This is a genomic window from Pseudoalteromonas sp. SR45-1, from assembly GCF_014163655.1.
Classification (GTDB): domain Bacteria; phylum Pseudomonadota; class Gammaproteobacteria; order Enterobacterales; family Alteromonadaceae; genus Pseudoalteromonas; species Pseudoalteromonas distincta.
Window position 1 is genome coordinate 37,604 of the sequence record NZ_JACJDR010000023.1, and the last position, 18,931, is coordinate 56,534.

Below are 18,931 nucleotides of genomic sequence, written 5' to 3' on the forward strand. Positions count from 1 at the left end.
AACAAGCTGTTTTAATAGTAATAATTAACACTTACAAAATTAATTAAAAGTGAGCCAAATAGCGCCTTGCAGTGGTGTTAGCTTACAGGTAACATAGCCGCCTTTTTCATCATAGACGAGACATACATGAATTTTTCCTTAGGTCAGCGTTGGATCAGTGATACAGAGTCAGATTTAGGATTAGGCACCGTTGTTGCCATTGAAGGCCGTCAGGTCAGCATATTATTTCCTGCCAGTGGTGAAAACCGTGTTTATTCTAGTGCAGAAGCACCTGTTACCCGTGTGGCATTTAATCCTGGCGATGTGATCAAAAGCGTTGAAGAATGGGAATTAGAAGTAGAGTCTATTGAAATACAAGGCGAGTTACTTTGTTATCACGGCACCCGTGTTGATAATGGCGAAACGGCTAAACTTAAAGAAACCTTTTTAGATCATTTTATTAAGTTTAATAAACCACAAGATCGTTTATTTGCAGGCCAAGTAGATCGTTTTGATCGCTACACACTTCGCTACCAAACGTGGTTACATAAATTTGAACGTGAACAATCGCCTATTAAAGGTTTAATTGGTCAGCGTGCTAATCTTATTCCGCACCAGCTTTATATTGCACAAGAAGTGGGTAAACGTTTTGCCCCACGCGTACTTTTATCAGATGAAGTAGGCCTTGGTAAAACAATTGAAGCGGGCATGATACTACATCAACAAATTATTAGTGGCCGTGCGAGTCGCGTACTTATTGTGGTGCCTGAAAACTTACAGCACCAATGGTTAGTAGAAATGCTACGCCGCTTTAACTTACGTTTTTCTATTTTTGATGAAGAGCGCTGCGACGAAGCGTTTGCAGATTCTCCAAACGTATTTGATACAGAGCAACTAGTACTTACCAGCCTTGAGTTTTTAACCAAGAAAAAACGTTGGTTTGAACAAGCAACGCTTGCTGATTGGGACCTTTTAGTAATAGATGAAGCCCATCACCTAAGTATCAATAACGGCAAGCCAAGCTCTGAGTACCAACGTATGGCAGAGCTTAGCCAAGATATTCCGGGCCTTATTTTGCTTACAGCAACGCCTGATCAACTTGGTCACAGCAGTCACTTTGCGCGTTTACAATTACTCGATCCGGATCGTTTTTACGACTACGACGTGTTTAAAGAAGAAGAAGCAAATTATAAAGACGTAGCGCAAGCTGCAAATCAATTACTGCAAGAGCAAGCTCTGGACGACGCAGCCAAAGCCACGCTAATTGAGCTATTAAAAAAAACCGACATTACTGATATTCTTGAAAAAGCACAGCAAGGTGATTTACCAGCGCGTAAAGAAATACTTAACATGCTACTCGATCGCCACGGCACAGGTCGTATATTATTTAGAAATAGTCGCAGCGGCATTGATGGCTACCCTAGTCGTAAATTACACGCCTACCCAATGGCATTGCCAAAGCAGTATAAAACGGCTATGTCGGTTCTTGGTAACATGGGCGGCATTCAAAACCCTGAACTAAGTGCACACCGTGCTCTGTTTCCTGAAAAAATATTTCAAGAATTTGAAGGCGAAAGCGCAAGCTGGGGTTTATTCGATCCACGTGTAGATTGGTTAATCGACACTCTTAAAACGCTTAAGCGCGAAAAAGTACTGCTTATATGTGCTAAAGCTGAAACAGCTATCAGCCTTGAGCAAATACTGCGTGAACGTGAAGCAATTAAAGCGTCGGTATTTCACGAAGGCATGTCGATTATTGAGCGTGACCGCGCTGCTGCATTTTTTGCAGACGAGTACGATAATGCACAAATATTACTGTGTTCAGAAATTGGCTCAGAAGGTCGTAACTTCCAGTTCTCGCATCACTTAGTGTTGTTTGATTTACCACTAAACCCAGATTTGCTCGAGCAACGTATTGGTCGATTAGACCGTATAGGTCAAACACAAGATGTGAACATTCATGTGCCATATTTTGAAAACACCGCTCAAGAAGTACTGCTACGTTGGTATAACGAAGGTCTAGATGCATTCGAATCTACATCAACAACTGGGCAAATGCTTTATAAAGAGTTCCGTGATGACCTACTTGAATATATTTCTGCGCATAACTGCGATGAAGACGAACTCGATCCATTACTTGAGCAAGTAGCACAACAAAATGCGGTACTGCGTAAAAAAATGGAAAGCGGACGAGATCGTTTACTAGAGCTACATTCATCGGGTCAAGGTGCTGCCGACTCGCTTGTGACTGATATCGAAAAACTCGATAACCAGTTTGAATTGCCAAGCTACATGATCAACGTGTTTGACACATTTGGCGTAAGCCAAGAAGATAAAGGCGAAAACACCATTATCTTAAAGCCAACGGAACATATGTTAAATGCATCGTTCCCATCGCTTAAAGAAGACGGTATGACGGTTACCTTTGATCGCGACACGGCACTTTCGCAAGAAGACGTACACTTTATCAGCTGGGATCACCCTATGGTGCAAGGCACCATGGATATGATTTGTGACGACGACTTTGGTAGCGCATCGGTAGCATTACTTAAAAACAAAAAGTTACCGCCTGGTACCTTTTTTGTTGAGCTTATTTTTGTTGCAGAAGCAATGGCACCAAAAGTATTACAAGTTGGTCGCTTTTTACCGCCTACACCAATTCGTATATTGCTCGATAAAGCAGGTAATAACCTAGATGAAAACGTGGCATTTGAAGGCTTTAATCAGCAGTTATCAGCCGTTGGCCGCCAAACAGCAAGTAAGCTTGCCGGTGCATTGCAAAGCGTTGTTCACCCGATGATCACTACCGCTAAAGATATGGCACAAGAAAAACTTGAAGTTATTCGCGCAGCGTCACTTGCTAAAATGCAAACATCACTCAGTGAAGAGCAAGAGCGACTTGTTGCCCTGAAGCAAATTAATCCGAATATTCGCCAAGAAGAAATTACCTTCTACGATAAGCAACGTAACGACCTAACTACGTATATTGAAAAAACGCAGTTACAACTTGATGCAATTCGCTTAATAGTGGTTTCACACTAAATATTTAGTTTTTAGTCTTTTGAGCCGACTCCAGAGTAAATTTAGAGTCGGCCATTAAGCTTAATTGATATAAATAGCTGTATCTTTTTAAACTTCATTTAAAAACCACGTGTTCTTATTTTATTATGAGCCAATTCTACCCTCTCTAGCTATATATTAAGCCCTTTGTTGGACTGTTGATTTTGCCCAACATAACCGTATCTAAAAACTCAAGCTGCACTCTATACAACTATTCTGTGAGATAGTTGATAGGTTTATTTTCCCTTGCATAAAGTTGTTTTTTTGTTAACCTACTCGCCTTCCATTTTAGTCTTTTTGAGGTGTTTATGGCGTTTCTATCTCGTTCGATATTGGCGTTATCCATGGCGCTCTTAAGCACTAGTGTCTTTGCTCAAGCCCAATGCGATGTTGAATTACGTCATGGTTTAATTATTACTGACGATGCAATTCGCATATTAGATAAAGGCCAAACTCGTGTCCAAATTAATAACAATAACCAACTGTTTATTCGCGGTTATTGGGTTGATTTAAGCGATGACGAAAGCAAAGTACTCGAACAGTTTAGTAATGGTATTCGCCATACAGTCCCCGAATTAGTAAACCTTGCTACCGATGGTGTTAACTTAGGCTTAAGCGCTATTGAACACGTAGTTGAAGGTATGTCAGACAAAGAACCTGAAGTACTTAAAACACAATTGCAGTATGTAGAGCGCGCGCTAATGGATAAGTTTAAGCGCGGAGATGACTTCTTTTTTATAGCCCCTCAATCACTTTCGCAAATAGATGATTTTTTTACTAAAGAGATCAGCCAGCAAATTCACTCTGCTGTTCATGGATCGTTAGGTGCTATTTTGGTATCACTTGGCGATGCGTTTAAATCGCGTGAAGGTAATATAGAAGATCGCATTAACGACATGGGGCAACGCATGGATATTATCTCAAGAGAAATTGATAAATCGCTACAAAAAAAGGCACATCAATTAGAGCTTAAGGCTTCTGAGTATTGCGAATGTTTAAATGCACTCGATGTAACCGAGTCTCGCTTACAGGCAATAGTACCTGGTATGGCCGATTACGATTTAGTGCAAATAAAGTCTTAGAGTACGTATTCGTTTTTAGAATAAAATAACACCGAGTATAAATATACTCGGTGTTTTGCTTTGTAATTGATTAAAACTAAGCGCTTCTACTTTTTATTCTAAATTGGTGAGCCCGGCGGGATTGGCAGCACTTTAAAGTTGTTTGGCCATTGCCCTTTAATTAAAAACTGATTTACTTGCTCAGCTAAATATTGCTTAAACGCACTCTCGCCAGTACTTGTATGGCTCAGCATTGAGTTTTGGTTAAAGTCTTCACTTAACTTAACTAAGTAGTAACGTAACTGCGCTTGCACTTCAGGGCTTACACTATCGCTTGCTACTAAATCAGCCATGGCTTTTGCAGTTAAAAATTGCACGCGCTGAGTGATTTTACCTGTCATTGTATTAGGTGATGACGCGTTAAACACTTGGCTATATAGCTCCTCAAGCAACTCATCTAAACTATAAAAGTCATTACTACGCGCTTGCTGCTGCGCTAGGCGGTTTAAACGTTGTGCGTTTAATAAAAGCGACAAGCTGTGCTGCACTGCAACCTCGGGTAATGCCATTGCATCGAGCGTTAACCCTGTGCGCCCCACTATGCTCTCGCGCGACTTAGACTCGCCATACGCTTTTGGCGGAATTAGCGATAGTACCGATTCAGGAAGTAATAAGTTACTTGGCTTAAGCGTTGCAAAAATAGCGTTTACCGCTTCTTGCTGTGTTTTTTTATTAACGACTTGTGCGCCTTTTACGGGTGAATCACCACGTGTTTCGTATTCGTAATCAACACCGGCTATAAGCTTAACCGCAGCCTCAACCTGAAAACGGTGAAACAGATAAAGCGGAACTAGTTTTTCCTCTAATTGCGATAATGAGTCGCCCGTTTTAATATTATTAATACCAAACTTCGAAAGCGCTTTTTTACGTACGTCGAGAACTCTTAAAAGCTCCTGAGAAGGATTAGTGCCGTTATCCCATAGATGAGCTGTTGGATGTGCGCCACCTTTAGCACGAGCGTCGCTATCTGATATAAACTCAAGGCCTTTGGCTTTGTTCTCTTTTAAAATAGCAGCAAGTTCTGCGCTTTCATCTTGGTTAGTAAAATCGCTATAGCCATATTTAATTACTTGGGTATCCCACACGCCCATGCCTGTTGCATAGCCGCGCGTTACATCAAGCTTACCTTGTTCATTAAAACTAAGTAGCGGATGTGGGTAATCCATTACTGAGGCTCTATCCCCTACCGATGCTGCAAAGTTATGAGCAATACCTAACGTGTGGCCAATTTCATGTGCGCTTAATTGGTGAATCCGATCAAGCGCCATTGCTTGCAAGTTTTTAGCAACTTCATTGCCTTTTAAATAAGGAGCAGCGAGTGCTTCAGCTATTAAAATATCTTGGCGAACACGCAATGAGCCAAGTGTTACATGCCCTTTAAGTATTTCACCTGTACGAGGGTCGATTACAGAACTTCCGTATGACCAACCACGCGTTGCACGGTGTACCCATTGAATGACGTTGTAACGAATATCCATAGGGTCGGCGCTACTTGGCAGCACTTTTACTATAAATGCATTTTTATATCCTGCAGCAGTGAATGCGTCGTTCCACCATTTCCCACCTTCAAGCAAAGCGCTTTTAACGGGCTCTGGAACGCCAGGATCAAGGTAATAAACAATTGGTTTAACAGGTTCACTAATAGGTAAACTTGAGTCCTTTTTAGTTAGACGATGACGCGGTATATAACGCACATACATAGACTCACCAAGCGGCGCTGCGTAATCTTTATGTTCTATACTCCAAAAACCTGATTGCGGATTAAACTTACGAGGCGTGTAGTTATCATCTGGTAATTGAATAAGTGAATGATGCATATGAACAGTAAGCGCATAAGGGTCGGCACTTACTTGGCGAACAAATTCACCTGGTTTTGTGCCCTTAAATGTAAGTACGGCTTCAAGCTCAGTGTTTTTTACAAATGCTTTTGAGCGATTCATATAAACGGCGCTACGTGATTCATCAAGGCTAAAGTTGCCTTGCTTACGTGCAGCAAGTGTGCGGCTTACGCCATGTACATCACTTAATAAATAAGGCGTATAATCAATAAGTGCTGTGGCTTTATCCTCTGCAACCACTTTAAAACCAGCAAGTATACTTGATGCAAACGCTTCTTTAATACTTTGCTGTTCAGCCTTGTTACTTGTATTAGCACGATAGTAAGTATTTACAGCCCGCAGCATTACTTTGTCGCCAAAACGCTCAAACTGCACAAGGTGAGTATTACCAAGCTGACCTCTATCAAGGCCTATATCGTTAGAGCCAATACCGTAAGGCAAGCTTTGTTGCAGTAAAAATTGTTGTTCAAACTTATCAACTTTTAAATATACTTTTCCCTTTTGGGTATCGTAAAAAAACGAATAATAGCCCGGAAAATGATTCATTTGCGTAGTAAATTCATCAATTGACTTAATTGCTGCGTGCGCTTGAGTTATGATAGAGCACAGCACAGTAAAGAATATGTAACTTAGTAGTGGTATTTTTTTCATAATCTTATCTTTGTTATTTGTGTTTTAAGTACGATTAGGTGGTCCCATTATAGGGTGCTATTTAAACAATACAGTTATTTAAGACGAATTTCAGCGCTCTAAGCTAATCTCTCTCACATTATGATTGGTTTTAACACGTTATCAGGAAAATAGAATGCGTAGACTCCCTCCAGTATTACTTGAAGATGGTTGTTCAAGAGAACTTTTATCATTAATTCGAACAGTTTTAGCGGCATGTAAAGAAATTTCGTTTCGCGTTGGTCAAGGCGCGCTTTCTGGCGTATTAGGCTCAACCCTTGATGAAAACATTCAAGGTGAAACTCAAAAAAAGCTCGATGTATTATCTAATCAGCTGTTAAAAGATATTTTACTGGAATCAGGTACGGTTAAAGCAATCGCCTCTGAAGAAGAAGACTACACAGTAGCAGGTAACCCAGACGCTAAGTTTATAGTGGCATTTGATCCACTCGATGGCTCGTCAAATACGGATATTAACTCACTTGTGGGTACTATATTTTCTATTATGGAAGCGCCTGAAGGCTCTGCCGCTGCTGATCAAAGCATATTTATGCAGCCCGGCCATAAGCAAGTTGCTGCAGGTTACGTACTTTACGGGCCATCAACAATGCTTGCGCTGACTACAGGTAAAGGCACGCGCCTGTTTACTCTTGATAAAACACAAGGCAGCTTTTTACTTACACAAGATTTTGCCGAAATCCCTGCTGATACAAACGAATTTGCCATTAATACGTCTAACCAACGCCATTGGCAGCCAGCTATGCAAAACTATATCAATGATTTGCTAGCAGGCGATACAGGCCCGCGCGCTAAAAACTTTAATATGCGCTGGATTGCAGCAATGGTGGGCGATGTACATCGCGTGCTTAGCCGTGGCGGTTTATTTACTTACCCTACCGACACCAAAGATCCTAAAAAGCCAAATAAATTACGCCTACTTTATGAAGCAAACCCAATGGCTATGTTAGTAGAGCAAGCTGGCGGTATCGCATCAACCGGTACCGAGCGTATTATGGATATTCAGCCTGATGCAATCCACCAGCGAGTAGCCGTTATTTTAGGTTCTAAAAACGAAGTAGAAACGTGCTTGGGATATCATAAATAATCGCTTAAAACGGTTGTCCTCAATTTAAAAAACCGCATTCAATTGAAGTGCGGTTTTTTTTAGGTGAGGTTTTACACCTCGCTTTTTAAACAAATCAAACTTTTACTAACGCAACTATTTGAGCAAGCTTTTGATGATTAAGCTCTCCCATTTGCTCGCTATTACTGAGCGCATAAATAAAACCTTCATGCTCAGTACAATCAATGTCATCTCGCGATTCAATTACGTTTGCCCAAAGCTCCAAATCATCTAAGTCTATTTCGTTACTTAAACAGCGTTTAAGCACATCAATTAAAACCTCGGTTGAGAGAGTATAGTGAGCTTTATTGCTATCAGCAGGGCTTGAAACGATAACCGATATAGCTTCGTCCCTTTGCTCTCCAAATGTAATAAATTCAGCTAATGCTTTTTGTGTATTCATAATATTTGTTATTATTGGCTCACTGTTACTAAAAAGAATTATAATGACTCAACTTAACTGCACTCAGTGTCACAGCACTCTAACGTGTAATGTAGACGATATATCAGCGTGTTGGTGCAATGAGCTGCCGGCTATTTTACCGCTTGATATCACAGCAACAAGTTGTTTATGCCGCAAGTGCACGCTTAATAAAATAAATACTTTTTTAGAGGGTGTTTATACACAACCTATTAAAACCCAAATAGACTTTGCAAAGCAATATAGAGGTAACGACAATTTAATTGAAGGGCTCGACTACACCATGCAAAGTGGTTACATGGTATTTAGTAAGTGGTTCTTTTTAAAGCGTGGTTCGTGCTGCAAAAATGGTTGTAAAAACTGCCCTTATGGTTTTAAAAAGTAAAAGCTATTTAATACAACTACGAGCAAACATTGATTTTTATCTTCTCATTTTCTTCTCTTTCACTTCTCCTTGTGAGTAATATTTTTAAGTACTGTTATTTACAAAGAGGTTTAGAGACGCTGCGGCTTTAACGTGAGCAAGCTCTAAACCCACAACACATCTACTTTTCTCCTGTGGCGATGGGTAATGAATCACTTGCACCCCACTCACTCCACGAACCATCATAAACGCTTAAATTACTGTAACCACATTCAGTAGCAAATAACGCTAAAGCACACGCTGTAATACCTGAGCCACAGCTAAACTGTAACTGCCGCGCATCATCAACCACGTCACTAAATATCGCTTTAATTTCGGCAAGTGGTTTAGCTTCACCTTTATTAAGTAAATCCATAAAAGGCAACGAGCGACTATTTGGGATATGCCCGCTACGCATGCCTTTTCGGGGTTCACTTTCTTCGCCTGTAAAACGCTTATAAGCACGTGCATCTAGCAATACAGTGCTGGGCTCATCAATTGCGTCAACCACTTGTTGGCTATTGATAAAATACTCAGAATTATAGCTTGCCGTAAAATCACTTTTACCTAACGATTTACTATAACCTTGCTGTGTGGCGTAACCGCTCTCTAACCACTTTTTAAGGCCACCACTGAGTACTTTTACGTTGTGATGCCCCATAGCTTTAAACATCCACCACGCCCTTGCTGCGCTAAATAAACCGCCATCTTCGTATACAACTATAAACGAATCGTTATTTACTCCTGCATTTTGCATCACGTGGGTAAACTGCTGCTCGCTGCATACCGTACTTGGTAAGGGATTTGATCTATCGGCCAACTCGTTTTTTATGTCAAAACGTTTAGCGTTGGGCAGCATTGCTTGTGGCGAATAAGTACCCAAAACACCTGGGCGCAGCATACCTGCATCAAATATCACTAATGCAGGATTATTAATTTGCTCGTGTAATTGCTGACAGCTAATTAGGTTTTTCACTACGATTCCTTATCACCATGATATTTAGCAAACTCATCATTACCCGTAAAACGCGCTTCAATCGCTTTAATGTGTTTATCTTCAGTGTGTTTCCAAACGCCAGGAATACAATATACATGTTCAATAAAGCTAAAAAACTTATCCTTTAATAATGTATTTGGTTGCCAGCCCTGCATTACTTCGTTCAGATTTGCTGCAAGCTGCTCGGCAGTGCTCGCATGCTTTACCAAACCCTCAATGTTGTAACAGGCTTGCCCAAGAGTTAAAACTCGTTTATTTAGCAGTAATGCTTCTAAGCCGACCGTTGAATTAATCGTTAATACGGCTTCTGCGCACTTAATCAAATCACTCGTTTGATTTCCATTAGCAAAAATTGCAATCGGATCTTTTTCATAAAGATGAGCGTAATGTTTATGCCACGACGGATGCTCTTTAAAAACCACTTTTAAACTTGGATCATTTAAGCTTTTGACGGCTTTAATCACCTCGTCGTAAAACATGTCCATAGAGTTTATCCACGGAGAAAAGCTAGCTAATTGAGTATCGTGAGGTACTTGAAAAGGCGCAAATATATAGCGTTCTGGCACATCGGCGCACTCAAATTCACAGCGCTTTTTATGATCAGCTCTTGGAATTAAATCCGGCGCAGAAAAGTTTAACTTATTTTGTGGGTCAAAATTTAGGTAAAAAGAAGGGTCACGGCTTAACGACGCATTATAGTTAATACCATTAGGGTCTAAACTGCTTGTACCGGGTAGTAAACCATTTTCATAATAAAACTGCTTTACACCTAATGCTTTTGCAGCCATAGCAACGGTTGTATTTGGAAGTTTATTGCCATTCCAAATAACAATGCAGTCAGGATTAGTCTCGGTTAATAAGGCTAAATACTTAGCGTATCGTAATCGTTCAAATAAAACTAACCCAGCACTGTAAACAGCAGTAACGATAGAATTATTCCAAGTTGTATTACGTGCTCTTTTACGTTTTAGTTGAGAGTTGACTACACCAGTAAAATTAACTTGGAACGCATCTTTTAAATATTTCACAGCAGAAAGTTTAGGCGCTCCCATGATGTGTAATTGGCAATTCATCGACAATTTTTTGATTATTTTTTTATAGTATTTTGCGTGTACATTTTTGCGAGAAATAAATAGATAAGCCATACAAGCTATATTTGCCAATTGTTGTTTTTATGAAATAATTCTATGTGGACAATGCAATCAAAGCAAGGTTCCCTTTACTTAATAATTACTTTGAAAGCTTTATAGTTACATTTTTATGATTTCATCACGAAGTGGCGCCATTCTAGAAAGAATATCGTTTTGTAAGCTATGGCTAACATCTTGCTCATTCATTGCATTTATAAGCAAATCAACAACATGATTAAAATCTTTCTCTGTAATATGCATACCAGTATGAATTGCCACCATAGAGTCGCCATCGTATGTACACGGGCCCTCTACTAACATGCACATATGATTAATAAATCCTTGGCGGAAATGCGCTATATTACTGTGTTCAAAGTAATGAATTATCTGCTCGTCATTGCCTATTTGATAGATAAAGCTATCAACAATTCTGCCTATCCCCGCTTTACCATCCAGCTTTTGATAAAGTGAGAGCTTAGTAGAATTTGCACACCCACTAAGCAACCCTAAACAAATCAAAAAAATACCAACGCTTTTCATTACCAATACCCTGTAACCGATAAATACCAACCTGTTTGATCGTCAGCCCCTGCAATGCTTCCTAAATCAAGGTAAGCCGCAGTCACACTCACATGCTTGTTAGGCATCCACGCTACAAATAAGTCTTTCCAATCTTGTTCGCCTAAGTTTAAGTTATTTGATTTTTGACGATACTCAACACCTACGGCTATTTCGCGACTCAAAAATAGTGCTGTGCTGCCTTCAAATAATACTTTTCCGCTAGTATTTTCTCCACCGTAACCAAGTAAACCAAGTTGATTAGCTTCACTGTATCTTGTAGTTACGTTCCAAAACCAGTTATAGCCAGCAATAGCCCCTAAATGTAATTTACTAGCAGCGAGGTAGTAGTCAGTACCGCTAGTCTCTTCTGCGCCTACAAGTGTTGCAATACTGCCATCATCCAGTGATTTATGCTGAATCCCTAAGCTAAGCTGTGGCCAATCACTGTAAACAATATCGCCGTACAAACGTATTTTAGCACCTGTAATTGATTGCTCTATTTCAGCATCAAGTGCTGGTACATCAAAGCGCTGTTGGGCATAACTAAGCTCAACACGATTAAATAAATTAAGTTGTGCACCACATACGTCAAGTGTGTAGTCGGTTACATCTGCGCGACTACAAAAGCCATTTACCGAAAATTCATCATCACTTGCGTACCCAGCAAGTTGTGCCCACGGTACAATCCCCCCGCCGCCACTGCCTTCAATTTGAGAAACTCCCGGCGTAGCTAGCAGTTTTCCATTGCTTGCAATGCTCGGCACACTAACTATTAAAAACAAACTTGCTAATAAGTATTTAATTTTTTGCATAGTATTCCTCCAGCCATTCTTCTAATAGTTCTGCTTTTAAAGGCCTACTTAAGTAATAGCCTTGTGCATGGTCGCACTGCATGCCTCTAAGTAAATTTAATGAGCCAAGCGTTTCAACCCCTTCAGCTACAACCGAGAAACCTAGCTGATGTCCCAACGTAATTGATGATTGCACTATAAATTGATCTTTTTGCGATTCATCAAGTTTTAGGATAAAGCACTTATCTAGCTTAAGCTCATCAATAGGCAGCATTTTTAATCTACCAAGTGATGTTTGCCCTACACCATAATCATCTAATGATATTTTAACGCCAATTGCCTTTAGGTTTTCGAGCGCTTTAATACCTTTTTCTTCGTTTTCGATCATATCGCGCTCAGTAAGCTCAATAGTGATCAGCTTAGAATCTAATTTGTACTTTTTAAGCGTACGAACTAATGCAGCGTGAAAGCCCGGAAATGCTATATCTTGCGCAGATACATTTATTGCAGCCTGTAAGTTTATATTTTTAGACTGCCAATCAGCTACTTGTGCTACAACCGTATTAACAACCCACCCAGTAAGCTCAACAATAAGCCCCGACTGCTCGGCTAAGTCAATAAACAGTTCAGGATTAACCCAGCTACCATCTTTTCGCTGCCAGCGAATAAGCGACTCAACTTTATCTATTTTTTGCGATTTCAAATGTAATTTTGGCTGATAAGTCATAAACAATTGACCATCGTCATCACTAATAGCCTGCTTTAGTTCATCAAGCATTATTAAGCGCTCTAAGTGCGCTTCGTCTTCGCCATTTTGATAGTAATGTATGCTCTCTTGTGTGTTTGCAGCACTTTCAACTGCAATTAGCACACGGCGCATTAAGTCATCACTTGCAATACCTTGTGTAGGATACTGCACAATGCCTGCACTAAAGCGTAAGTTAATTTTTAGTTTTTGAATGGTGTAGCACGCTTGTAATTGTGCCATTAAGCCAACAATACCGCTTTTGTGTTCACGCGCTGCCGCAGTCGGAAACACAGTTAAAAACTCATCGCCGCCAATACGGGCATGAAAGCCCCCTAACTCATCCGAAAACTCACTTATTCTGCAAGCAACGGCCTTTAGGCAGTCATCACCAATGCGCGGACCGAGCTTATCGTTTATATGGCGAAGACCTTTTATGTCTATTGCAACGAGCGTGTACTCGGCTGATGAATCTAACTCATCATCAAGCACCTCAAGCATTGCTGAGCGGTTATAAAAGCCTGTTAGGGAGTCGTGACGGGCTTGAAAGCTAATTTGTTGCTCGCGCTGATTAATATCATTACCCATGCTATCAAACGCTGCGACTAGCGTGTCTATTTCGGTACTTTGCCTTTGGCCTTTAAATTCAAAAGCATAATTCCCTTGTGCAAATTGCCTTGCTATTACAGCTAGTTGAGTAAGTGGCGTAGTTAAATTATTTGCAAATATGCTGCTCGTAATAACACCTACAAACATAGTTAAAATAGCTAAAATAATAAGTGTAAAAAGCAGTTTTTCGAAATCACTATAACTTTGTGTTAAATCGGCACTCAGCAAAATAATTATGGGATGGGTCAACAACGATGGTAAATCTATTTCTCGGTTACGAAACACTAAATACTCACCAAAAAACCGCGATGTGGTTACGGTACTAAAATAGCTAACAGGTTCAAATTGCTCAGGACGATTAGCTAATGAGCTAATAACAATATCGTCAGCACTGCCTATAAAACTTACATCCATGCCTGTTAAGCTTTTTAGTTCATGGGCTACATTGTCGTCAATTTTAAAGCCCACCAAACTATAGGCTACTGTACGTGGCGCTTTTACAGGTAATAAAATAATTTGATACAGCTCGTTATTAAGCACCACAAAACTAGACTCTTCTGGCGCACTTAAAAGCTCTTCCATCAAGGGCTTTAAGTTGTGTGCAAAAACGTCTTCGTCAGTATTGGCGGAAATTAGCTTACCCGATAAATCAAGTAACAACATTAATTCGGCATCAATACGCTGACTGTGATTAAACAACACGCTGCTGATTGTACCTGCATCTCGCGTTGCTACAGCTTGCTTAAAACCAAAATCGGAGGTGAGTACTTTTGCAGCGGTTAACAGTAGGCTTTCTTTTGACTTTAAATATTGCTTATAAACATTTTGCGCTACGGTAATATCTTGATTTACTTTTTCTTCTTGAAATTTACTCGTAGACCACCAAAAACTAAACAAGCTGACCATAGTGGTTAATAACACTAAGCCAACACATAAAATGGTTATGCGATTTCGTAAACTATTAGTCATTACCAGCCTTAAACTTACTACCAAAGGTATTTCTGGGTGCTGGAGTTGATGTGTTTACTGTTATCTGTAACTGTTTTTGAGAATTAATTGTTATCATTTTTTTATTCTCCAATGGTGCTGTTTGTAATGGATGCCAAACACTCACTTGTGCAGGCAGTGTATTAATAGGCAAATTTACATAGCCTTTTTTATCTGTTTTATATACGAATTCGCTGTTAGCTACATAAATATAGCCAACCATAGAGTCATGTATATTACACCCCAAAACAACAACCCCTTGTTGCTCAAACGTAATGGGCTCTTTTGGTTGGCCTGAATATAATCTTAGTTGAAAAGGCTTAGCTTGTGAAAAAGAATAAACATGATGGCGAATATTATCGCTGTTAGGAAAGTTAACTTTTTGACCCTGTTGTACAACTAATAATTCGGGTAAAAACTGCTTATGGACTTGATCCATTATAGCAATGGGCAAATTTGATGGTGTGGCTTGTTTACCTGCAATATTAAGCTCAACCACAGCACCTGATAACTTTTGGCCGTGTTGATCTTCTATTACTAATTCAACATTTGCACTTAAAGCAAACTGACTAAAAAACAAACCTATAGCTAAAAAGTAATGACTTTTAGCAAACTTTTGCAATGCCCGTTCAAACATAACAATACCTAAACATTAATATTAGGTTAAGTTAATTAGAGACGAGCACTAATTGCAAGAATTATAGCCCAGTAACTAAAAATAAAGATTTAGTTACTGGCTTTATTAGCACTTAAGTGCTGTTATTTAACAATTAATCCGTAATCGTTATCTAAAATAGTAATAACTTCTTGGCGAGGATCTTCAGGGATCACGATATCTCTGCCAACAATTTTACTCGCTATGCCAACATAGGTATTTGACACTTCAAGCATTACTGATTCTGGTAAAATATAACCTTTAGCTAACTGCTCACGCTCACTCATGCGATCTTTATTTAATAATACGTCGCTCTCTGGCACGTTATTAATCAGTAATTGACGAAAGCCTTCTTTAGAATTTTCAACAATTTTACCGTCTTTGTAAGCGGCTTCATCCCAAATACGTGACGAATCAGGCGTGCCTACTTCATCAATATATATAAGCTGTTGCGCGCCATTTAAACCCTCTACATAACCAAACTCAAATTTTGTATCTACAAAAATTTGGTTAAGCTTCGCTAGTTCATCACTAATTAATTTAAAACCTTCAACTAACAGTTTTTCGTATTTGGTTACATCATCTGCCGATTTAAAGTTAAATACATCTAAGTTATTAGTAATATTAGCGCGAGTAATATTTACATCATCAACAGGCGGAATATCAGCAACGCCTTCAATAATACCTTTTGTTGACGGCGTAATTAAAACGTTATCAAGCTTTTGGTTCGCTTTTAAACCCTCTGGTAATTCAATACCACAAAAGTTACGTATGCCTTTAGCGTAATCGCGCCACATGCTACCCGTAATATATTGGCGAGCAATTGCCTCTACCTTCACTGTACTGGCTTTACGTACAATCCACACATACGGATGCGGAATATCTACAATATGATTACCCGCAAGACCCGCTTTATCAAATAACTTAAACCAATGGGCTGCCACTGAGTTTAGCGCTATACCTTTACCTGGTACGCCATTTAAACCGTTTTCGCCCTGCCAAATGCAATCAAATGCAGAAATTCGGTCTGAAATAACCATAATAGCAAGCTCAGTACCTGTCGGTACTTGGTAGCCTTTATCTTTAATTAATCGTGCGCTGTCTTCATCAGTTAACCAATAAACTGAACGAACTTTACCGCTGTGTACTTCACCTTTGGTACGAATGGGTAAATCATCGTTTACGTCTAAAACTTTATAGCTAGTCATGCTATCTCCGGGGTTAGGGATGCTCTTTGAGCAAAGTATGGTATGGGGTTATATGGGCTGTATAATAATCTAGCCAACCTCAAAGCTCAATCGGATGCTTAAAACAAATAAAGGCATATATTTATAAGCGAGTCGCAATGGGGTAAACTTAATGTGCTAACCAGCCTGAGGAGATAGCTTGAACTACTTAACTGCCACTAAAAATAAAAAATACTTAATGTATATTTCTCAGAATTATTCATACGCTATCTTGAGACCTTTGCAGGCGCAAATATTGACACATGGTGGTGAAGTACGCTGGTTTTTAGCGGGTAGCGAAGTAAACCCCGATTTTTTAACCACAGACGAGCCACGTTTACATACCATAAAAGATGTAAAAAGCTGGGCTCCAAACATTACGTTTATACCGGGTAATATAGTACCTAGCTTTATTCCAGGTAAAAAAGTAGCTGTATTTCATGGTTTTAATTCTGAAAAGCGCAGCTCTGAAGGTAATCGTGGTCATTTTACTATTCGTGGTTGTTACGATTTATATTGTACGCAAGGCCCAAATACAACAACCCGATTTAAAGAGCTAGCTAAGCAGCATGGTTTCTTTAAAGTAACTGAAACTGGCTGGCCAACACTCGATCCACTTTTTAGTAACACTTCAAATAATCCTTATGTAAGCGACGACCCTCGCCCTACTTTACTTATATGCTCTACTTTCTCACGAAAGCTATCACTTGCTCCTAAATTATATGAGCAAATAAAACATTTTAGTGAGCAAGGTAAGTGGCGTATTTTGATGCAGTTTCATCCTAAAATGCATGCCGAATGGGTTAATAAATATAAAGCGCTGAGTAACGAAAATCTAACATTTGTTGAAACCGATAACGTTTTGCCGTTACTGCAAGCTGCTGATGTTATGCTGTGCGATACATCGTCAGTTCTTTTAATGTTTTTACTACTACGTAAACCGGTAGTCACGTTTTGTAATCAAAAACCACTTCCTCATTTACTTGATATTACCGACGCAGATGAAGTAGAAGCAGCTATTGAACACGTGCTTACTAAACCTAGTGATTTAATGCAAAATATTGAAAGCTATTGCCAGGAACTTCATCCGTATACCGATGGCCAATCTAGCCAACGCGTATTAAATGCAGCTAATGAATTTTTACAAAGTAACGAAAAACTAAAACCCAAGCCATTAAATATAATAAGACAGCTAAAAATGCGTAAAGATCTAAACTACTGGGGTTGGTAATCGGATAATGATAAACCTGAAAAACGTAACTTTTAAGTGGCATAAAAGCGATAGCTCACCCACGCTCAACATAAAAGAGTTAGTTATAGAAAAAGGTGAGCATATTTTTTTACACGGTCCTAGTGGCTCAGGTAAATCGACCTTATTAGCGATTCTTGCTGGCATTAATACAGCCACCAGCGGTGAGGTATCAATTTTAGACCAAAACCTAACTACATTAAGCAATACAACCCGTGATGTTTTTAGAGCGGATCACATTGGCTACATTTTTCAAAACTTTAACCTGCTTCCCTATTTAACTCCTATTGAAAATATAACGCTTGGGTGTGAGTTTTCAAAAAGCCGAAAACAAAAAATATTAAAGAAATCATCAAATAAAAACTCTGCCTTACAAAAAGAAGCGATACGGTTATTAAATGCTTTAGGCCTTACTGCCCAGTATCACCATAAAGATGTAGCGACACTGAGTATTGGACAGCAACAGCGCGTTGCTGCCGCTCGCGCATTTATAGGCAGCCCTGAACTAATAATTGCTGATGAGCCCACATCTGCACTCGATACAAATAACCGTGAGAGCTTTATAAAGCTACTGTTTGAACAAGCAAAGTTATCTAATAGTACGCTGGTATTTGTGAGCCACGATGAAACACTAAAGCCTTTATTTAACCGCTCCATTGATCTTATAAATTTGCAGGAGCAGGTATGATTCTCGCTAAACTTGCTTACAAAAGCTTATTAAATCGCCGCGCAAGTGTACTGCTTACATTATTTACTATCGCAATTAGTGTAATGCTACTTTTGAGTATTGAACGTGTACGAATTGATGCTAAAAGTAGTTTTAGTAATACTATTTCGGGCACTGATTTAATTGTTGGTGCGCGTACCGGCGATATACAGTTGCTGCTTTCGTCAGTATTTAGAATTGGCCATACTAATAACGGCGTAAGTTGGAAAAGTTATCAATACATAACAAGTCAGCGAGGCGTAAAATGGAGCATACCTATAAGCCTAGGCGACAGCCATAAAGGCCAAGCGGTACTAGGCACAACACTTGATTACTTTAGCCATTATCGCTTTGCAAAAAAACAAAATTTAACCTTTAACAAAGGCCACCCTTTTGCCGCAATTAACGAAGTGGTGCTAGGTAGCGAAGTTGCAAATAAACTAGGCTACAAACTTAACGACTCTATTGTTATATCGCACGGCATGGGGAACACCAGTTTTCATCATCATGACGATAACCCATTTAAAGTCGTCGGCATTTTAAACCCAACAGGCACGCCAGTTGATAAAACGCTGCACATTCCTTTGGCTGCAATCGATTTAATTCACGGCGGTAAAGCGAGCCATGAGCATGAGCATGAGCATGAGCATGAGCATGAGCA

Annotated in this window: 16 protein-coding genes; 7 read left to right on the plus strand and 9 right to left on the minus strand. The window is 39.6% G+C overall.

The features are described from left to right. Nucleotides 1–126: 126 nt before the first annotated feature. Together rapA and H5089_RS18645 are read left to right on the plus strand one after the other, a co-directional pair. Nucleotides 127–3,021 carry an RNA polymerase-associated protein RapA gene (rapA, locus tag H5089_RS18640; RefSeq protein WP_182712858.1) on the plus strand — a complete coding sequence of 965 codons (2,895 nt, stop codon included), beginning with the start codon at nucleotides 127–129 and terminating at the stop codon, nucleotides 3,019–3,021. 326 nt (nucleotides 3,022–3,347) lie between these two features. Then, nucleotides 3,348–4,121: a YggN family protein gene (locus H5089_RS18645; RefSeq protein ID WP_182712859.1), complete on the plus strand. Its 774-nt coding sequence runs from the start codon at nucleotides 3,348–3,350 to the stop codon at nucleotides 4,119–4,121. Nucleotides 4,122–4,219: 98 nt separating this feature from the next. Here the strand turns inward: H5089_RS18645 and H5089_RS18650 are convergent, their stop codons facing one another. Next, complete coding sequence (locus H5089_RS18650; RefSeq protein ID WP_182712860.1) at nucleotides 4,220–6,649, minus strand: zinc-dependent metalloprotease; 2,430 nt, start codon at nucleotides 6,647–6,649, stop codon at nucleotides 4,220–4,222. Nucleotides 6,650–6,803: 154 nt separating this feature from the next. Between H5089_RS18650 and H5089_RS18655 the strand changes: the two genes are divergently transcribed. Beyond that, a complete protein-coding gene (locus H5089_RS18655; RefSeq protein ID WP_182712861.1) occupies nucleotides 6,804–7,772 on the plus strand; it encodes a class 1 fructose-bisphosphatase in 969 nt (322 codons plus the stop codon). Between the two features lie 94 nt (nucleotides 7,773–7,866). Here the strand turns inward: H5089_RS18655 and H5089_RS18660 are convergent, their stop codons facing one another. Then, nucleotides 7,867–8,193 (minus strand): hypothetical protein, encoded by a 327-nt coding sequence (locus H5089_RS18660; protein WP_024596017.1) that lies wholly within the window; start codon nucleotides 8,191–8,193, stop codon nucleotides 7,867–7,869. Between the two features lie 43 nt (nucleotides 8,194–8,236). On the opposite strand from H5089_RS18660, the gene H5089_RS18665 reads away from it, so the two are divergent. After that, nucleotides 8,237–8,596, plus strand: a complete 360-nt coding sequence (locus tag H5089_RS18665) for a DUF5522 domain-containing protein (RefSeq protein WP_024596018.1) — start codon at nucleotides 8,237–8,239, stop codon at nucleotides 8,594–8,596. 160 nt (nucleotides 8,597–8,756) lie between these two features. Here the strand turns inward: H5089_RS18665 and H5089_RS18670 are convergent, their stop codons facing one another. The 7 genes from H5089_RS18670 to H5089_RS18700 all read right to left on the minus strand — a co-directional run bounded on the left by H5089_RS18670 (nucleotide 8,757) and on the right by H5089_RS18700 (nucleotide 16,297). Continuing rightward, nucleotides 8,757–9,590 carry a sulfurtransferase gene (locus H5089_RS18670; RefSeq protein WP_182712862.1) on the minus strand — a complete coding sequence of 278 codons (834 nt, stop codon included), beginning with the start codon at nucleotides 9,588–9,590 and terminating at the stop codon, nucleotides 8,757–8,759. Beyond that, nucleotides 9,590–10,756, minus strand: coding sequence for a capsular biosynthesis protein (locus tag H5089_RS18675; RefSeq protein ID WP_182712863.1), 1,167 nt, complete (start codon nucleotides 10,754–10,756; stop codon nucleotides 9,590–9,592). The genes H5089_RS18670 and H5089_RS18675 overlap by 1 nt, the downstream gene beginning before the upstream one ends. A gap of 105 nt (nucleotides 10,757–10,861) precedes the next feature. Next, on the minus strand, nucleotides 10,862–11,281 hold the full coding sequence (locus tag H5089_RS18680) for a group 1 truncated hemoglobin (RefSeq protein ID WP_024597015.1): 420 nt from the start codon (nucleotides 11,279–11,281) through the stop codon (nucleotides 10,862–10,864). Continuing rightward, complete coding sequence (locus H5089_RS18685; protein WP_024597016.1) at nucleotides 11,281–12,114, minus strand: DUF3034 family protein; 834 nt, start codon at nucleotides 12,112–12,114, stop codon at nucleotides 11,281–11,283. Before H5089_RS18685 ends, H5089_RS18680 begins: the two co-directional genes overlap by 1 nt. After that, entirely contained in the window at nucleotides 12,101–14,416 is a 2,316-nt protein-coding gene (locus H5089_RS18690) for an EAL domain-containing protein (protein WP_182712864.1), read from the minus strand. The genes H5089_RS18685 and H5089_RS18690 overlap by 14 nt, the downstream gene beginning before the upstream one ends. Beyond that, on the minus strand, nucleotides 14,409–15,071 hold the full coding sequence (locus H5089_RS18695; protein ID WP_182194018.1) for a methylamine utilization protein: 663 nt from the start codon (nucleotides 15,069–15,071) through the stop codon (nucleotides 14,409–14,411). The genes H5089_RS18690 and H5089_RS18695 overlap by 8 nt, the downstream gene beginning before the upstream one ends. Nucleotides 15,072–15,193: 122 nt before the next feature. Further along, entirely contained in the window at nucleotides 15,194–16,297 is a 1,104-nt protein-coding gene (locus H5089_RS18700) for a phosphoribosylaminoimidazolesuccinocarboxamide synthase (protein WP_182712865.1), read from the minus strand. A gap of 178 nt (nucleotides 16,298–16,475) precedes the next feature. Between H5089_RS18700 and H5089_RS18705 the strand changes: the two genes are divergently transcribed. From H5089_RS18705 to H5089_RS18715, 3 genes are all read left to right on the plus strand, one after another. After that, nucleotides 16,476–17,546 (plus strand): CDP-glycerol glycerophosphotransferase family protein, encoded by a 1,071-nt coding sequence (locus tag H5089_RS18705; RefSeq protein WP_182712866.1) that lies wholly within the window; start codon nucleotides 16,476–16,478, stop codon nucleotides 17,544–17,546. Nucleotides 17,547–17,553: 7 nt separating this feature from the next. Next, nucleotides 17,554–18,252, plus strand: coding sequence for an ABC transporter ATP-binding protein (locus H5089_RS18710; RefSeq protein ID WP_024597019.1), 699 nt, complete (start codon nucleotides 17,554–17,556; stop codon nucleotides 18,250–18,252). Continuing rightward, nucleotides 18,249–18,931 (plus strand): ABC transporter permease (locus H5089_RS18715; protein ID WP_182712867.1); only part of this gene is annotated, 683 nt, incomplete at its 3' end. The genes H5089_RS18710 and H5089_RS18715, both read left to right, overlap by 4 nt.